This window comes from Streptomyces sp. YS-3, from assembly GCF_045257485.1.
In the GTDB taxonomy this organism is placed as follows: domain Bacteria; phylum Actinomycetota; class Actinomycetes; order Streptomycetales; family Streptomycetaceae; genus Streptomyces.
This window is the reverse complement of record NZ_JBJHPC010000017.1, coordinates 17673-33111: the sequence shown is the minus strand read 5'-3', so window position 1 is coordinate 33111 and position 15439 is coordinate 17673. Positions and strand designations below refer to the sequence as shown.

At 73.1% G+C, this 15439-nt stretch carries 16 protein-coding genes; 8 read left to right on the top strand and 8 right to left on the bottom strand.

Annotation, left to right across the window (positions count from 1 at the left end):
• Positions 1-540, bottom strand: a 540-nt coding sequence (locus ACJA3G_RS03335) for a class I SAM-dependent methyltransferase (protein WP_406551332.1), incomplete at its 3' end; no start/stop codon positions are given.
• A gap of 141 nt (positions 541-681) precedes the next feature.
• On the opposite strand from ACJA3G_RS03335, the gene ACJA3G_RS03330 reads away from it, so the two are divergent.
• Entirely contained in the window at positions 682-1512 is an 831-nt protein-coding gene (locus tag ACJA3G_RS03330) for an alpha/beta fold hydrolase (protein WP_406551331.1), read from the top strand.
• Positions 1513-1535: 23 nt separating this feature from the next.
• Here ACJA3G_RS03330 and ACJA3G_RS03325 read toward each other — a convergent pair whose 3' ends face one another.
• From ACJA3G_RS03325 to ACJA3G_RS03315, 3 genes are all read right to left on the bottom strand, one after another.
• On the bottom strand, positions 1536-2669 hold the full coding sequence (locus ACJA3G_RS03325; RefSeq protein WP_406551330.1) for a serine hydrolase domain-containing protein: 1134 nt from the start codon (positions 2667-2669) through the stop codon (positions 1536-1538).
• Positions 2670-2753: 84 nt separating this feature from the next.
• On the bottom strand, positions 2754-6200 hold the full coding sequence (locus ACJA3G_RS03320) for a LamG-like jellyroll fold domain-containing protein (RefSeq protein ID WP_406551329.1): 3447 nt from the start codon (positions 6198-6200) through the stop codon (positions 2754-2756).
• A gap of 94 nt (positions 6201-6294) precedes the next feature.
• Positions 6295-6852, bottom strand: coding sequence for a TetR/AcrR family transcriptional regulator (locus ACJA3G_RS03315; protein WP_406551328.1), 558 nt, complete (start codon positions 6850-6852; stop codon positions 6295-6297).
• Between the two features lie 125 nt (positions 6853-6977).
• On the opposite strand from ACJA3G_RS03315, the gene ACJA3G_RS03310 reads away from it, so the two are divergent.
• The 4 genes from ACJA3G_RS03310 (at position 6978) to ACJA3G_RS03295 (ending at position 9333) form a co-directional block, all read left to right on the top strand.
• A complete protein-coding gene (locus ACJA3G_RS03310; protein WP_406551327.1) occupies positions 6978-7436 on the top strand; it encodes a nuclear transport factor 2 family protein in 459 nt (152 codons plus the stop codon).
• A gap of 96 nt (positions 7437-7532) precedes the next feature.
• Positions 7533-8036: a hypothetical protein gene (locus tag ACJA3G_RS03305; RefSeq protein ID WP_406551326.1), complete on the top strand. Its 504-nt coding sequence runs from the start codon at positions 7533-7535 to the stop codon at positions 8034-8036.
• Between the two features lie 159 nt (positions 8037-8195).
• Positions 8196-8444 (top strand): DUF397 domain-containing protein, encoded by a 249-nt coding sequence (locus ACJA3G_RS03300; protein WP_344070880.1) that lies wholly within the window; start codon positions 8196-8198, stop codon positions 8442-8444.
• Between the two features lie 496 nt (positions 8445-8940).
• Positions 8941-9333: an SsgA family sporulation/cell division regulator gene (locus tag ACJA3G_RS03295; RefSeq protein ID WP_406551325.1), complete on the top strand. Its 393-nt coding sequence runs from the start codon at positions 8941-8943 to the stop codon at positions 9331-9333.
• A 27-nt stretch (positions 9334-9360) separates the two neighbouring features.
• On the opposite strand, the gene ACJA3G_RS03290 is transcribed toward ACJA3G_RS03295, so the two are convergent.
• Entirely contained in the window at positions 9361-10203 is an 843-nt protein-coding gene (locus ACJA3G_RS03290) for a helix-turn-helix transcriptional regulator (RefSeq protein ID WP_406551335.1), read from the bottom strand.
• Positions 10204-10389: 186 nt separating this feature from the next.
• On the opposite strand from ACJA3G_RS03290, the gene ACJA3G_RS03285 reads away from it, so the two are divergent.
• Both ACJA3G_RS03285 and ACJA3G_RS03280 read left to right on the top strand, forming a co-directional pair.
• Positions 10390-11232 carry a metallophosphoesterase family protein gene (locus tag ACJA3G_RS03285; protein WP_406551324.1) on the top strand — a complete coding sequence of 281 codons (843 nt, stop codon included), beginning with the start codon at positions 10390-10392 and terminating at the stop codon, positions 11230-11232.
• A gap of 8 nt (positions 11233-11240) precedes the next feature.
• Positions 11241-11942, top strand: a complete 702-nt coding sequence (locus tag ACJA3G_RS03280; RefSeq protein WP_406551334.1) for a 4'-phosphopantetheinyl transferase — start codon at positions 11241-11243, stop codon at positions 11940-11942.
• Positions 11943-12025: 83 nt separating this feature from the next.
• Here the strand turns inward: ACJA3G_RS03280 and ACJA3G_RS03275 are convergent, their stop codons facing one another.
• Genes ACJA3G_RS03275 through ACJA3G_RS03265 form a run of 3 tightly spaced genes read right to left on the bottom strand, consistent with a single transcriptional unit; the run spans position 12026 to position 14273 of the window.
• Positions 12026-12772: a thioesterase II family protein gene (locus tag ACJA3G_RS03275; protein WP_406551323.1), complete on the bottom strand. Its 747-nt coding sequence runs from the start codon at positions 12770-12772 to the stop codon at positions 12026-12028.
• Positions 12769-13695, bottom strand: coding sequence for a ketopantoate reductase family protein (locus ACJA3G_RS03270; protein WP_406551322.1), 927 nt, complete (start codon positions 13693-13695; stop codon positions 12769-12771). The genes ACJA3G_RS03275 and ACJA3G_RS03270 overlap by 4 nt, the downstream gene beginning before the upstream one ends.
• Positions 13696-13754: 59 nt before the next feature.
• Positions 13755-14273, bottom strand: a complete 519-nt coding sequence (locus ACJA3G_RS03265) for a winged helix-turn-helix transcriptional regulator (protein WP_406551321.1) — start codon at positions 14271-14273, stop codon at positions 13755-13757.
• A 313-nt stretch (positions 14274-14586) separates the two neighbouring features.
• Here ACJA3G_RS03265 and ACJA3G_RS03260 point away from each other — a divergent pair, with 313 nt between their 5' ends.
• Positions 14587-15330 carry a hypothetical protein gene (locus ACJA3G_RS03260; RefSeq protein ID WP_406551333.1) on the top strand — a complete coding sequence of 248 codons (744 nt, stop codon included), beginning with the start codon at positions 14587-14589 and terminating at the stop codon, positions 15328-15330.
• The last annotated feature ends 109 nt before the right edge of the window (positions 15331-15439 follow it).

Sequence of the window (15439 nt, the reverse complement as noted above, 5' to 3'; positions counted from 1 at the left end):
GCCCCGATGGGCGAGCCGCAGCCCCGCGGCCCCCGCGAGCGCGAGCGTCTCGGCCTCCGGCACCTCGAACATGCGCCGCCCGGGGGGCACCGGACCGCTGCGTACGGTCATCGCCAGGGTGCCGCCGGGGGCGAGCAGCGCGGCGACGCTCCGCATGCCCCGGGCGCGTTCGGCGGCGTCCAGGTGCATCCACACGGCCGTGAGCAGGACCAGGTCGTACCGCTCGCTCCTTCCGGTCAGCACCGGCAGCCCGGGCAGCGCGTCGTCCAGCCAGGTCAGGGGGGTGTCCGCGTGCAACCGCACGCCGTGGCGCCGCAGTTCGGCGGTCGGTTCGACGGCCGTGACGGTGTGGCCGAGGCGCGCCAGCGCCGCCGCGTCCCGGCCGGTCCCGGCGCCCAGGTCCAGCACCCGTCCGGGCGGCGCCGGGTAGAGGTGCAGCAGCCCGCCGTGGACCTCCTCGAAGGTGACGCTCTCGTACTGCTCGGCCAGCGCGTCGGCGTCCACGCCGTAGCCCCGCGTCCCCGCGGCGGTCTCGTTCATACGGTCAGGTTATTCGTCCGGGCGGCCCGTGGGCGGGGCATGACCCGCGGGGTAATCGACCAACTGTCCACGTCCCCCGCACCATTGGTCCCACAGACACCGCCGACCGAGGCGGTGGCCGAGGGGGAAGGACCCAGCGCCATGCCGTACTTCGAGACCGCCACCGACGGCACCCGGCTCCACTACGTCGACTACGGCCCTCGCGAGGGGCGTCCCGTCGTCTTCGTCAACAGCTCCTACTTCGGTACGGAGATGTGGGAGTTCCAGATGCTCCCGCTGGCCGCCGAGGGCTTCCGGTGCGTCGGGCTCGACCGGCGGGGGCACGGGCGCTCCGACGACGTGTGGGACGGCTTCGACCTCGACACCCTCGCCGGGGACCTGGGCGCGCTCCTCGACCACCTCGACCTGACCGGGATCACTCTGGTCGGCCACTCGATCGGCACCGCCGAGGTCGTCCGTCACCTCACTCTCCACGGCAGCGGCCGGGTGGCCCGGATCGCCCTGGTGGCCGGGATGGCGCCCGGCCCGGCCCGCTCGGCCGACCACCCCGAGGGCGTCGACCCGGCGCTCATCACCGCCGGGAACGAGAAGTTCCGCAAGGACCGGCCCGGCTTCTTCGCCGACGGCGCGGCCGGCTTCTTCGCCCTGGACCGGCCCGGCAACGACCTCTCGCCCGCCATGGTCCGGTACTGGGAGGACCGCTGCGCGGGCGCCACGGCCCGTGCCGCCAACGCCCTCGGCGACCTCGTGGTGACCCTGAACGTCGCCCCCGAACTGGCCAAGGTGGACGTCCCGGCGCTCGTCGTCCACGGCACCCACGACGTCTCCGCCCCGATCGGCCTGACCGGGGAGCGGGCCGCGCGACTGATCCCGGACAGCGTCTTCCACGTCTACGAGGACGCGGGCCACGGCCTGTTCGTCACTCACGCCGAACGGCTCACCGCGGACCTGCGGGAGTTCGCGGGCCGCTGACGGCGGCCCGGTGGCCGTGGGGCTCAGTCCCGCCGGATGCCGAGCGCTTCCCGGACCTCCCGGAAGAGCCGCTTGTCCAGGCCGTTCACGCTCATCCTGTTCTTCGTCAGGGCGAACGAGAAGCGGTGGGCCGGGTCGCCGGAGGCGGCGCTGCCGCCCGAGCCGTTGGTGCCGAAGCCGCCGTCGGGGGAGCGCACCACCGAGCCCGCGCCGCCGAGCATGAACCCGTAGCCCTTCAGCAGGGGGAAGCCCAGCGAGCGGTCCTCGCCCGACGTCCTCGGTGTCGTCGCCTCCTTCAGGGTGGCCGGCGACACCAGCCGTACGCCGTCGAGTTCGCCGCAGACCAGCGCCGCGTACATCCGGGCCGCCGCCCGGGCCGTCATCGTCCCGTTGGCCGGGAGCGCGGCCCGGCGGTAGTCGGCGCGGTTGGCGAGGGCGGGGACCGGCAGCACCGGCCGGGGCGCGAAGACGAGGAACGGCGAGTCGGACGGCATCCGGTCCAGATAGTCCGACCAGCCGCCGTCGTAACAGAGGGCCACCCGCTCGTGCAGGTGCTCCGGCACCGAGAACAGCAGCGAGTCCGCGACCCCCAGCGGCCCGGCCAGCTCCTCCCTCAGCAGCTCGTCACAGGGACGGCCGGTGGCCCGGCGCAGGATCTCGGCGAGCAGCACGCCGTAGGTCCAGCCGTGGTAACCGCTCGCCGTGCCCGGCTCCCACAGCGGCGCCTGCCCCGCCAGCCAGTCCCCGACCGCCGGGACGTCGAACAACTCCTCGGGGGTCACCCCGGGCGGCAGTTGCGGCAGCCCCGCCGAGTGGGAGAGGACCTGGCCGAGGGTGATCCCCTCCTTGCCCCGGGCCGCGAACTCGGGCCAGTGGGCGGCGACCGGGGTGTCGTAGGCGAGCACGCCCCGGTCCACCAGGACCGCCACCAGCGCCGCTACGACCCCCTTCCCCGTCGACCAGGCGGGCACCAGCGTCTCCGCCTCCATCGGCCGCCCGCCCTCCACGTCGGCCAGGCCCGCCCATGCGTCGACGACGAGTTCGCCGTCGATGTAGGCCGCCACCTGGACGCCGGTCTCCTCGCCGCCGGCGGTCACCTCCGCCAGAATCTCCTCGGCCCGTGTCTGGGCGGCGTTGCGCGGTCGCTCCCCGGTCATCCCACTGCTCCCCACTCGCGCCGGTGGCCGCCCGCCGCGAAGTGCGACGGACGGCCACCCCATTCGTGCCCCCAGGCTAACCGGCTACATCCGGGCGAACTCCGACGCCGTGACCACCTGGAACGGCAGCCACGCCGACGTGGCCGTCCCCGGGAGAGCGTTCCGCGTCCGCAGCGCGGTCAGCTCCTCGTCCGACAGGGCCTCGCGGGTGATCCGGAACTCGTCCAGCGCCCCCGTCAGCGGGTTGGTCCCGTCGGGCTTGGCGCCCAGCCGGAAGCCGTCCACCGCGTAGGTGTCGCCGGTCGTCACCGAGCCCGCCGGGACCGCGGCGCTGCCGAGCGTCTGCCCGTCGACGATCAGCAGGAGCCGGCCGTCCGCCCGCTCCAGGGCCACGTGGTGCCAGGCCCCGTCGCCGAACCCGGCCGCGGCCGAGCCGTCCACCGCCGCCACCACCGTGGTCGCCGTGTCCGTCTCGAACGCGGCGTACAACCGGTCCTGCGCGGGCTGGGCCCGCAGCCAGAGCTGCCGCTCCGAGGCGCCCGTCCCGTACGCCCACACCAGCACCTGGTCCGCACTGCCGCTGGTGGCCGAGTACTTGAGCCAGGTGCTGACGGTGAAGTCGGCCGAGCCGAGCGCGGTGGCCGCGCCGTACGGCAGGTCGACGGCGTCGTCGGAGCCGTCGAAGGCGAGCGCGGTGCCGAACTTCCCCGGCGCGGTGGCCGCGCCGCCGCGCACCAGGGCGTGGCCGCAGTGGACCGTGGAGTCCGGGGTCGCCGGGCCCGCCGCGGGCCGCACCACGTCCCGGGCGCCGGTGTACTGGTTCTCGAACGACCACCACAGCGCGGGCAGATCACCCGGGTACGAGCCGGACGAGCCCGCCGTGGAGCCCGCGACCGCAGCGGTCTCGGCCGTCGTGAGCGCCCGGTGGTAGACGCGGAACTCGTCCACGTCACCGTCGAACACGCTGGTCCCGTCGGGCTTCGAGCCGACCCGCACGCCCTGCTGCCCGTTGCCCTGCGCGGGCGTCAGCGAGCCGGTGAGACCGGCGGCGGTGGCCGGGGTCCGCGCGTCCACGCCGAGCGTGACCCTGTCGGCCGAGCGGGTCAGCGTCAGCAGATGCCAGGCGCCGTCCCCGAACGACCGCGCCGACGTGGTGTCCGGGAGCGCCAGCGCCACCGGGCCGGCGTCCGACTGCACCCAGGCGTAGAGCCGGTCCTGCGCGGGCTGGGCGCGCACCCACAGCTGCGGACTGGCGCTCCCCGTCCCGTACGCCCACACCAGCGCCTGGTCGGGGCTGGTGGAGCCCGCCGCGTACCGGAACCAGAGGGAGTACGTGAAGTCGCCCGCGCCCACGTCGAGCGTCGGCGAGAACCCGGTCTCGGTGCCCGGATGGGTGGCGTCCACGGTCGCCGCCAGCGATCCGATCCGCCCCGCCGGCTGGGCGGGCACGCCCCCGAGCAGGGTGCCGGGGGCGCAGTGGCCCGAGACGTCGTCCTCGATGGTGATGCGGCGCCGGTCCGGGACGACCGCAGTGTCGATCACCTGGAAGGGCAGCCGGGCGCCCATCGAGCGGGTGGCGGCGTCGGTGTCCAGCTGCGCGGCGCCGGCGCGCACCTGGTCCAGCTGACTGTCTGTCAGCGCGGTGCGGTAGAGGCGGAAGTCGTCGACGGCACCGCCGAAGGCGTCGCTCGCCCCGGTGTCGGCCTTGGCGCCGATCCGGATTCCCCCGGCGCCGGTCCGCGGCGTGCCGGTGACCGATCCGGCCACCCCCGTCGCCGTGCCGGTGACCGTCCCGTCGACGGTGAGCCGGATCTGCGCGCCCGTTCGGATCAGCGCCGCGTGGTGCCACTGGCCGTCGCCGAAGGCAACCCCCGGCGAGGGGTCGGTGAGTGTGAGCCGGGCGCCGCCGTCCGCGCCCTGCACCCAGGCGTAGAGCCGGTCGTCGGCGGGCTGGGCGCGCAGCCACACCTGCGGTTCGGCGCTGCCCTGCCCGTACGCCCAGAACAGCGCCTGCTGCCGGCCGGCGGTCGTCGCCGCGTACTTGAACCACAGCGTGTACGTGAAGTCGCCCGAGCCCGGGTCGATGGTCCTGCCGTACGGCACGTCGGCGTAGTCGCCCGTGCCGTCCAGGACCAGGCCCTGCCCGAACCGGCCGCTTCCCAGGGCCGCGTCGCCCTGGAGGTAGGCGTCGTTGGCGTCCGGTCCCGCGTCCGGGCTGGTGCGGCCGGCCGTCGGGCTGTTCTGCCCGGAGAGCTTGCCGGTGAAGGTGCCGGGTATGCCGAGGGCGCCCGGGGTGGTCACGTTGAAGCGGATCTCGTCGGCGGAGTTGGCCGGGCCGCCTTCGTAGAGGAGCCCGAGCTCGCCGGTGTCGAGCTCGGCGAGGTCGGAGTAGGAGGCCCGGTCGTTGCTGATCAGGCCGTTGGAGGCGGCCGTCCAGGTGGTCCCCTGGTCGGTGGAGTAACGGATCTTCATCAGCTTGCGGTCGGAGGCGTCCGAGGGCGCGGAGAAGACCAGGGTGTCGCCGGGTGTGCGCTGGTACGTCTGGCGCAGGGTGAGCGCCGAGCCCTGGACCTCCGGGGTGATCAGGCCCGGGACGACGGTCGAGGCGGGGACGGTGGTGCCGCCGTCGGTGCTGACCGCGCGGGTGCGGTGGTCGGCGCTGCCGCCGATCTCGTTGCGGGCCGCCAGATACACACCGCCGCCGGGCAGTTCGGTCACGGAGACCTCGCCGGGCTTGACCTTTCCGGCCACATAGGAGTTGGCGGTGGTGCTCGCCTGCCAGGTCGTGCCGTGGTCGTCGCTGTAGAGGACGCCCGCGTAGCGGGTGGTGGCGTCGGGGTTCTGGTGGGCGCCGACCACCAGCCGTCCGGCGTGCGCGCCCGCGGTGAGCTGGACGCCGTGCGAGGGGCCGGTGGCGAACCAGCCGGTGTCGGCGCCGCTGAACGTCGGCAGTGCCCGGGGCGCGCTCCAGCTCACCCCGTCGTCGTCGCTCCGCTGCACCCAGGGCAGCCGGGGGCCGCTCGGCGTCTGCTCGTTGGAGGTGGTCAGCAGGAAGACGGAACCGGTCTCGCGGTCCACCACGGGCGCCGGGTTGCCCCGGGTGAAGGGGGCGGTCCCGTCGGTGGGGCTGCCCTCCAGGACCACATGGGCCGGGCCCCAGGTGCGGCCGTCGTTGGTGGAGCGGCGCATCACCAGATCGATGTCGCCGCGGTCGGCGCAGGTGGGCGACTTGCGTCCCTCCGCGAAGGCGAGCAGGCTGCCCTCCTTCGTCTTCACCAGCGCGGGGATGCGGTAGCAGCCGTACCCGCCCACACCGGAGCGGAACAGCACCTGTTCGGCACCGACGAGGGCGCGCGAGGAGACCAGCGGCCCGCCGGCGTACGAGACGGGTGCGGCGAGAAGGACGCCGACGGCCGCGAGCGCGAGGGCGACCAGGCCCGCGACCGCGCGCGCGGGCGAGGGTCCGCGCCACAGGGCGCGTGCGCCGCGTGGTGCGGGTGGGTTGTACGGGGTGAACGACATGGAGATCATGGTGGTGAGCGTCCGGTACCGGATTCGACCAACACCCGGTGGCCAGTTGCTGAACGGACCGTGAAGAACTCCACACCACCGGGGGCGGAGCGCGTCAGGCCCGCGCCGCCGCCACCAGGGCCTGCGCCGCCTCGCGGGCCCGGAGGGCGGGCTCGCCGGTGCCGAAGATGCCCGCGGTCACCATCGCGCCCTCGGCTAGCAGCGCCAGCTGGTCCGCGAGACGCTCGGGCAGCCCCGCGTCCGCGACGAGCGAGCCCAGATAGGCACGGAACACGCTCTTGTGGGCGCGCGCCTGCGCCGCGACCCGGGCCGAGGAGGCGCCGAGCTCGCCGTGGGCGTTGATCCACGCGCAACCGCGGAACCCCGGCTCCCCGAACCAGCGGTGCAGATGGTCGAAGACCGCGAGGAGGCGCTCCTCCGGGTGCGCGCGGCTCTCGACCTCCTGCGCCAGACGCCCCCGCCACACCGTGTCCCGCCGCTCCAGATACGCCTCCACCAGCTGTTCCTTGGCGGGGAAGAGAGAGTAGAGGCGCTTGAGGGAGACACCCGAGGCGGCGCGGATCTCATCCATGCCGACGCTCTGGACGCCCCGCCCGTAGAACAGCGTCCCGGCGGCGTCGAGCACCCGCTCCCGTGCGACCGCGGTGTCCATGCCCCACCCCTCCTTGTACTGAGAACGACCGTTCTCTACGGTAGCCGAGGACCGGGAGAACGCTCGTTCTCCCGGCTCGTTCCGCTCGCGCGCCCGTTCGCCCCCGTCGACCCGGAGGTTCCGCCATGACCGCTCGCCCGCCCCTGCCCCCCTTCGACGCGCACACCGCCCGGCAGAAGGTCCAGGCCGCCGAGGACGCCTGGAACACCCGCGACCCCGAGAAGGTCGCGCTCGCGTACACCGAGGACTCGCACTGGCGCAATCGGGACACCTTCGTCACGGGGCGCGCGGAGATCGTCGAGCTGCTCACCGCCAAGTGGGCCCGCGAGCTCGACTACGCGCTGCGCAAGGAGCTGTGGGCGTTCGACGGCGACCGCATCGCGGTGCGCTTCCAGTACGAGAGCCGGGACGCGGCGGGGCAGTGGTGGCGCAGTTACGGGAACGAGCTCTGGGAGTTCGACGAGAACGGTCTGATGGCCCGCCGAGAGGCGAGCATCAATGACGTGCCGATCGGTGAATCGGAACGTCGGATCTTCGGAACACGCCCCGAATCCGAGCGCGGAGTTCCTTTCCCGCTCCGCTGAACAGGCGAATTTTGGAGTGATGAACCCTGCGCCCTCGTTCTTCCAGACGGCACCTGTCCGTCAGCTGATCGAAGAACCAGAGGGATGGAAGTACCTATGAAGCTCACCAAGCGGGCCGGCCTCGCGGCCATGATGACGTGCATGGCCACGGCGGCGGCCGTCACACCCGCCGCGGCCGGGGTGTCCGCTCCCGTCGGGGTACCGCTGGAAAGCCTGGAGACGGTGCTGCCGCTGGAGGCCCCCACGGTGAGCACGGCCGTGCCGATCCCGGTGCCGGGATCGCCCGGCGGGCCGCGCCACGTCGTCGGCTCCCTGATGCCGTCGCCCGTGCTGCCCGCGCTGCCCATCACCTCGGAGGTGCCGTCGACCGTGGTCAAGGCGCCGCTGGCCGACCCGCTCACCGAGGACAGGATCGGCGCCGCGGCCGTGACCACACCGTCCTCGCCGCTGCGTGCGGAGAGCCCCGGGGCGATCCTCGACGCCCCGCTCACCCCGCCGCAGGCGGAGCTCTTCGGACTGCCCGAGCTGAGCGAGCCCCAGGCCGGACTGCTCGCCCCGACACTGCAGGGCTCGCCCGCCGCCTACCTCGGCCTGGTGTAGGGGCCTTCGGGTAGGAGTGTCGGCGCGCGGGTGCTCCCGCCGAGGTCCGCTGGAGTCGCTAGCGCATCAGGTGTCCGGCTGTCAAGACCACTAGAAATAGGCGGACGTGGACTCGTAGCGTGCTGAACAGCCCCCACCGCTGCACGAAGGAGCTGTTCCATGGACCACTCGCGCCTTGTCGAGGTCACCGAATACGTCAACCGCAATGCCCCTCACCTCGCATTCGAGAAGTCGTCATTCAGTGACCTGGACTACTCCAAGGATTGCGTCGGATTCGCCGTGGACGGCGACAGGATCGCCGTGACGCATACGAAGGACACCGAAGCACCGGTGCTCCGGTACACCCGGTCCGAGATCGCCGCCATGGTTCGTGCCGCGAAAGCGGGGCAGCTGGACAAGTTCTGCTGAGCCCGCCGCTTCCCCCAGCCGCCCGCTGCCGCCGTCGAAGCGGTCGCGGGCGGTCCGCTGTCGCGATCCCGCCGGTGCCGCCAACGCAATGTTCCGGCCGAATCGGCGCCGCGGTGGCGGAGATTGTGAAGCCTTCACCACACACCGCGCGGCCCGCCCCACGACCCGTGCCCCCGCTGGTGGCCGGGGCGGGAGCCGGGGGAGCCGCCCCGGAAACGGGGGGATCGAACGGCGCGGTACGGGGTAAACGATCCCCGCGGACATGCGAATTTGCGACACCGTACGCACAGTTTCCACATCCCGGGGCGAATTTGTTCGCGAAGTCGGTCACTATCGCGGCCGTTGAGTACGTCATAGATGCGGATACCGAACAACACCCGGCGACCGGCCGCCGGTGACTGTCCCGACGAGGGGGGGCGACATGGAAGAGATCTGCGTTCCGTTGTATGTCGAACTACTGCACGAGGGTGATGCCATGACCCCCGTGGAGGCCTTGATGGCTTACGACCCCGCCGATCCGCTCGCCGTTTCGGTGGAATTCGTCTGCGGCAATGGCATGCATACGACATGGACCATGGGCCGCGACCTCGTGGCGGAGGGGCTGATCTCCCGCTGCCCGGTCGGTCTCGGCGATGTACGGGTCTGGCAGTACGGCGACAGCGGACTGCGGATCCGGCTGCACTCGGACGAGGGCAGCGCGGACCTCCTCGCCGAGATCGAGGACGTCGCCGAGTTCCTCTCCCGTACCTACCAACTCGTCCCCGAGGGCAGCGAGATGGACGGCTTCGACGTGGACGAGGTCATCCGGATGCTGCTCGCCACCACGCCGGTCCAGGGGCGCTGCTGGTGCGGCCGGGAGTACCCCTGCCTGGACCACGGGGGCGCTTGAGCCGGGCACCCCGCGCACGCCTCCGCCTCAGCCGCGCCGCGAGGCGCCGAACCGCGCCAGCCGGTCCGCGGTCGCACTCCCCGGCGGAGGCGTGAAGAGCACCAGGCGGTGATCGCCCTCCGGGGCGAGCAGCACCTGGCAGAACAGGTCGAACGGGCCGAGCTCCGGGTGCAGGACGCGCACCCGGTCGCGTCTTCGGACGGCGACCTCGTGCAGCTCCCACAGCTGCGTGAACTCGGAACTGACCCTGTGCAGCCGGGAGATCAGCCGTGTCGACTCCGCGTCGCCGAAGCGGCGTGCCGCGGCGGCGCGCAGATCCGCGACATGGAGGTGGCTGTAGTAGCCGTGCTCCTCGGGCGGGTAGGGGAGTCGGGCGGACGGTTCGGTGAACCAGCGCCACACGACGTTGCGGCCGTGCTCGCTGACCGTGCACACCTCACCCAGCAGCTCACGCGCCATGGGGTTCTGGACGAGCACGTCCCCGAGGTCGCTCAGGACCACGGCCGGGGTGTCGGCGAGCTGTTCGAGCAGATGCAGCAGCCCGGGGCTCACCTCGCCGTCCGGGGAGTGCGCGGCGGGCGGACGGTGCCCGGAGAGCAGATAGAGATGGTCGCGCTCGTCGTCGTTGAGCCGCAGGGCGCGGGCCAGCGCGGCGAGTATCTGCGGCGAGGGCTGCGGCCCCCGCGCCTGCTCCAGCCGGATGTAGTAGTCGGCGGACATCCCGGCGAGCTGCGCGACCTCCTCGCGCCGCAGCCCCGGGGTGCGCCGGCGCGGCCCCGCGGGCAGTCCGGCGTCCTGCGGAGTGACCCGGTCACGGCAGCGGCGCAGGAAATCGGCGAGCTGGCGGCGGTCGGTCGTCATGATCATCATCATGGCGGAACCCGGCCGCCGGAACCAGGGACCGTCGGTACCAGGGTCCACTGGACCCACGCTCGACTCCGCGGCTACGGGCTCGCGAATCCGCGGTGACCCGCCCCGAGTCCGCAACGACGGACCTGGCCGGAACCGGCCATCGGTGACCGGGCGATGGGCGGTCCCCCGTAGGCTGCGATCATCATGAGTCTTCTTGCCATCAGCGATCTGCACGTCGGCCATGCGCGCAACCGCGCGGTCCTGGACGCGTTGCGGCCGGACTCGTCCGAGGACTGGCTCCTCGTCGCCGGGGACGTGGGGGAGTTGGCCGACGAGGTGCTCCGGGCGATGGAGCTCCTCGCGGGGCGCTTCGCCACCGTCGTCTGGGCACCGGGCAACCACGAGCTGTGGACCGCGCCGGCCGACCCGGTGGGGCTGCGCGGCGAGGCCCGCTACACGTATCTCGTCCAGCGGCTGCGGGACTTGGGGGTGGCGACCCCCGAGGACCCCTACCTCCAGTGGCCGGGCCCGGACGGGCCGGTGGTCGTCGCGCCGCTCTTCCTGCTCTACGACTACACCTTCCGGCCCGATGGCGCGCATACCAAGGAAGAGGCGCTGGCCGTCGCCCACACGAGCGGGGTGGTGTGCGTGGACGAGCACCTGCTGCACCCCGACCCCCACCCCAGCCGCGACGCGTGGTGCCGCGCCCGGGTCGCGTACACCCGCTCGCGGCTGGACGCGGTCGACCCGGCGCTGCCGACCGTGCTGGTCAACCACTTCCCGCTGGTGCGCGAACCCACCCGGATCCTGCGCCACCCGGAGTTCGCGCAGTGGTGCGGCACCGAGGCCACCGCCGACTGGCATGTGCGCTACCGGGCCGCCGCAGTCGTCTACGGGCATCTGCACATCCCGCGCGCCATCGAGGTCGACGGGGTGCCGCATCTGGAGGTGTCGCTCGGCTATCCCCGCGAGTGGGGCAGCCGTTCGGCGCCGCCGCAGGGGCTGTGCCGGGTGCTGCCCGGGCCTTCCACGGTGACGCGATGGTGAGCCGCGCGCTGCTGCACGGGCTGCTGCCGGCCCAGGTGGTCGTGGCGGAGCTGTTCGCGGACCCGCCCTCGGTCGACCTGTTCCCGCAGGAGGCCGAGCTGGTGGCGAAGGCGGTCGACAAGCGCAGACGGGAGTTCGCGACCGTACGGCTGTGCGCGCGCACCGCGCTCGCCCGGCTCGGGCACCCGCCCGTCCCGATCCTGCCCGTACTGGAGGGCCCGCCCTGGGCGCAGCGTGCCCCGCGCTGGCCGGACGGTGTGGTGGGCAGCATGACGCACTGCGACGGCTACCGCGCCGCCGCCGTCGCCCCCGCCTCGGCCATCGCCTCGGTCGGCGTGGACGCGGAGCCCAATGCGCCGGTCCCCGACGGTGTACGGGAGCTGGTCACCCGGCCCGAGGAGCGGCCCGTCCTGGACCGGCTCACCGTCTCGCACCCGGCGGTGGCCTGGGACCGCCTGTTGTTCAGCGCCAAGGAGAGCGTCTTCAAGGCGTGGTTCCCGCTGACGGGCCGCTGGCTGGACTTCGGTGACTGCGTGATCACCCCCGACCCCGAGAACGGCACGTTCACGGGCGCGTTGCGGGTGCCCGGACCGGTGGTGGACGGGGTCCGCCACGATGTGTTCCAGGGCCGGTGGCGCACGGTGAAGGGGGAGAGCGGCGAGCTGGTGGCCACCGGGGTGGTCGTGGCACGGGCGGGCGAGGGGGAGTGAGCGAGGGGGCGTGAACACGCCCGCGCCCGCCGCCCGGGGCGCCCCCGCGCCCGCCCCCTCCACGGCGCCCGGCGCCCCGCCCCTCACCGACCGGTCGTCGCCGCGATGTGGTCCCGCACCTCCTGCGCCACCGTGGGCAGATGGGCGTCCAGGAAGAAGTGGCCGCCGGCGAGGACCCGCATCCTGAAGGAGGCCGAGGTGTGCCGCTCCCACAGGGCCACGTCACCGGGGTCGACCACCGGGTCGGCGTCGCCGCACAGGGCCACCACCGGACAGGACAGCGACCGGCCCGGCTCGGGGCGGTGCGTCTCCAGGGCGCGGTAGTCGCCGCGCAGCGCGGGCAGCACCAGCCGCAACAGGGACTCCTCCGCGAGGAGTCGGGCGTCCGTGCCGGAGAGCTCGCCGAGGTGGCGTATCAGCTCGTCGTCGTCCGCGAGGTGCAGCCGGCGGGTGACGGGCACGCTGGGGGCCGAGCGGCCCGAGGCGAACAGACCGAGCGGCCCTGCCCCCTTGTCCTCCAGCCGCAGCGCCACCTCGTAGGCGACGGAGGAGCCCATGCTGTGGCCGAACAGGGTGAGCGGCCGGTCGGTCCAGGGCAGCAGCTCCTCGGTGACACGGTCGGCGAGCGTGCCCATGTCCTCGATCGGCGGCTCGGCCAGCCGGTCCTGCCGTCCGGGGTACTGCAGCGCCAGCACGTCCACCTCCGGCGACAGCGCCTTCGCGGCGGCGAAGAAGGAGGTGGCCGAGCCGCCCGCGTGCGGGAAGAAGGCGAGACGGGTCGGGGCCTGGGGTGCCGGATGGAACCGCCTGATCCAGGGGCTCGTCGTCATCGTCGCGCCCCCACCCGGTGCTGGTGGACCCGCAGATGGGCGGTGGCCAGGTCGAGCAGCGGAGTGGGCACCGCGAGGGCGCGGGCGCGCGCGGTCAGGTCCCCGAAGACGTGCTCGACCTCGGTGGGGAAACCGGACACCACGTCGCGGTACATGGAGGAGGCGAAGGTGGAGCCGGCTCGGGTGACCAGGGCCGTGGTGAGGTCCCGTTCGCTCTCGGGAACGGGGTATCCCGCCGCGGCGGCCACCGCGGCCCCCTCGGCGAGCACGGCCGGGCCGATCCCGGAGCCGCCCGGGACGGCCACCACGTCACCGACCTCGCCGCGCATCAGGCAGGTCACGGTGGACAGGGTGGTGATGAAGACCCACTTGTGCCACATCGAGGCGAGGATGTCCGGCGATACGCTCGCGTCGATGCCCGCCCCGGCCAGTACGGTCCGGATCTCCTCGGTACGGGCCGAGGCGCCGCCGTCCTGCTCGCCGAGGGCGAGGACCGCCAGTGGCGCGAGGCGGACGATGTCGCCCTCGTCGTTCAGGGTGGTGATCACCTTGGCCACCCCGCCGAGGACCGCCTCCTTGCCGAAGCGGCCGTTGAGCACGTCGAGATGGCGCAGGCCGTTGAGCAGCGGCACGATCGCCGTGCCGGGGCCGACCGCCGGGGCGAGGTCCTCGACGGCCTGTTCCAGGGCGGTGGACTTCACCGACAGCAGGACCAGGTCGTACGGCTGGGTGAGCCGGTCGGCGGTGACCAGCCGTGGGGTGAGCACCTCGTCCTCGCCCGAACCGGTCAGCCGCAGGCCCCGCTCGCGCAGTACGGCGGCGCGCCGTGGCCGCACCAGGAACGTGACGTCGCGGCCCGCGCGGGCGAGCAGGGCGCCGAAGTAGCCACCGGTGGCTCCGGCGCCGACGACCAGGATCTTCATGTGCGTACACCTTTCGTCGTGGACATCGTCGTGCGAGGGGGCGGTGCGAGGGGCTGCTTTCAGCCGCGCAGGGGCTGGAGCAGCCGGTGGGGGCGGCTCAGGGCCACCGTCACCGGGTCGTCGTCCTCACCGGCGGGACCGAGTCCCGGCCCGGGAGCGACGAGGATGTCCGGCACCTCGACGGTGGTGTCGCAGCGGGTGCACCGCCCGTCGGCCCCGATGGGCGCGTCGTCGGCGGCGTGCCGGTAGACCCGGCGCGGGCCGCCCCGCGCGTAGTACTCGTCGCCCCAGCAGGTGAGCGCCCGCACCGCCGGCCACAGCGCCACGCCCTTCGGCGTGAGCTCGTACACCTCGCGGCGCCCGGCCGGCACCCGGGCCAGGACGCCCTCCTCGGTGAGGGTGGTGAGCCGGTCGGTGAGGACGGCGCGGGGGACCGAGAGGTGCGCCGCGAACTCGCCGAAGCGGCGCACCCCGTAGAAGGCGTCCCGCACGATCAGCAGCGTCCAGCGCTCCCCGACGATCTCCAGGGAGCGCGCGAGGGAGCAGGACTGGCCGGTGTAGTCGCGGGGCAGCGTCATGCGCCGACCCTAACCCGGAACAGTTCGGTGAGTGAACCGAATTCTTGAAGCTCCTCCGCGCGGTGATTACCTTGGTGTGGACCCCCGTGTGCGGCGCGTGTTCGACCTGGTGCACGATCTGGGGGTACGGGGGAAGCTACGCGCCGAATGTCATGACTGCCGGGCGTTGCAGCGTTGAGGGGTTGATCGACCAGTGTTCCGACTTGCCGACGGCCGTCGTGACGGGGTGGAGGGCGGCGGCGCCGTCGGGGGAGCCGGTGCGACGCACGCGCCGCCCGCGACCGGGGGCGGGGGCCCTCGCCGGGCGGCCGAGCTGCCGGCGCGGTTCGTACGGTTCGTCGCGCGCACCCTGCGCGGCGAGTTCCAGGGCATCGTCGTCGACCCCGTGAGGCAACTGGTCAACCGGGGGCTGCGCGGTCTCTTCCTCGGTGTGCTCGCCTGTGTCGCGGTGACCGTCTTCCACGCCATCCACCTGACCAGGACGGGCGCGGTGGTGGTCCGGCTGACCGGCGAGGTCAAGGCCGACCTGCCGCTGTGGCTGGCCCTGCTGCGCACCCCCATCTCGCTCTTCGTCCCGGCCCTGGACCTGCCCGTCTGGGCGGGCCTGACCCAGCTGTTCCTCGGCTTCGCCCTCGCCGAGCTGGCACTCGGCCGGACCCGGACGCTGGTCATCGCGTATGTGACCACGTTGGCGGGGACGCTCAGTGCCCGGGTCATGATCGCGCTCGGTCCCGGCACCTGGGGCGGCCTGGGCCTCCCGCGCGAGGTCGGACAGGTGCTGGACACCGGGCCCTCGGCGGCCGTGGTCGGCCTGTTCACCTATCTCTCGGTGGTCCGCCGGGCCCCGGTGGTGTTCGCCCTGACCGGCGGCTCGATGCTCTTCGAGGCGGTCGTGAAGCCCAATCTGGCCGGCCGTGAGCATCTGATCGCGGTGGGTGTGGCCATCGTGCTGGGGCTGCTGCACGGGCGTGTGGATCTGAGCCCCGCGGCGCTGCGGCGCGGATGGTGGCGGTGGCGCAACCGGCGCGCGATGGCCGCCGCCGAGGCCCTGGGCTGAGTATTTCCACACAGAACGCCCATAAGTTCTGTAGGTATTGGATAACCGTAAAAGTTCGCATAAAGGCTGGATAAGAGCACACTGGAACCGCGACCGGATGTCGCATCGG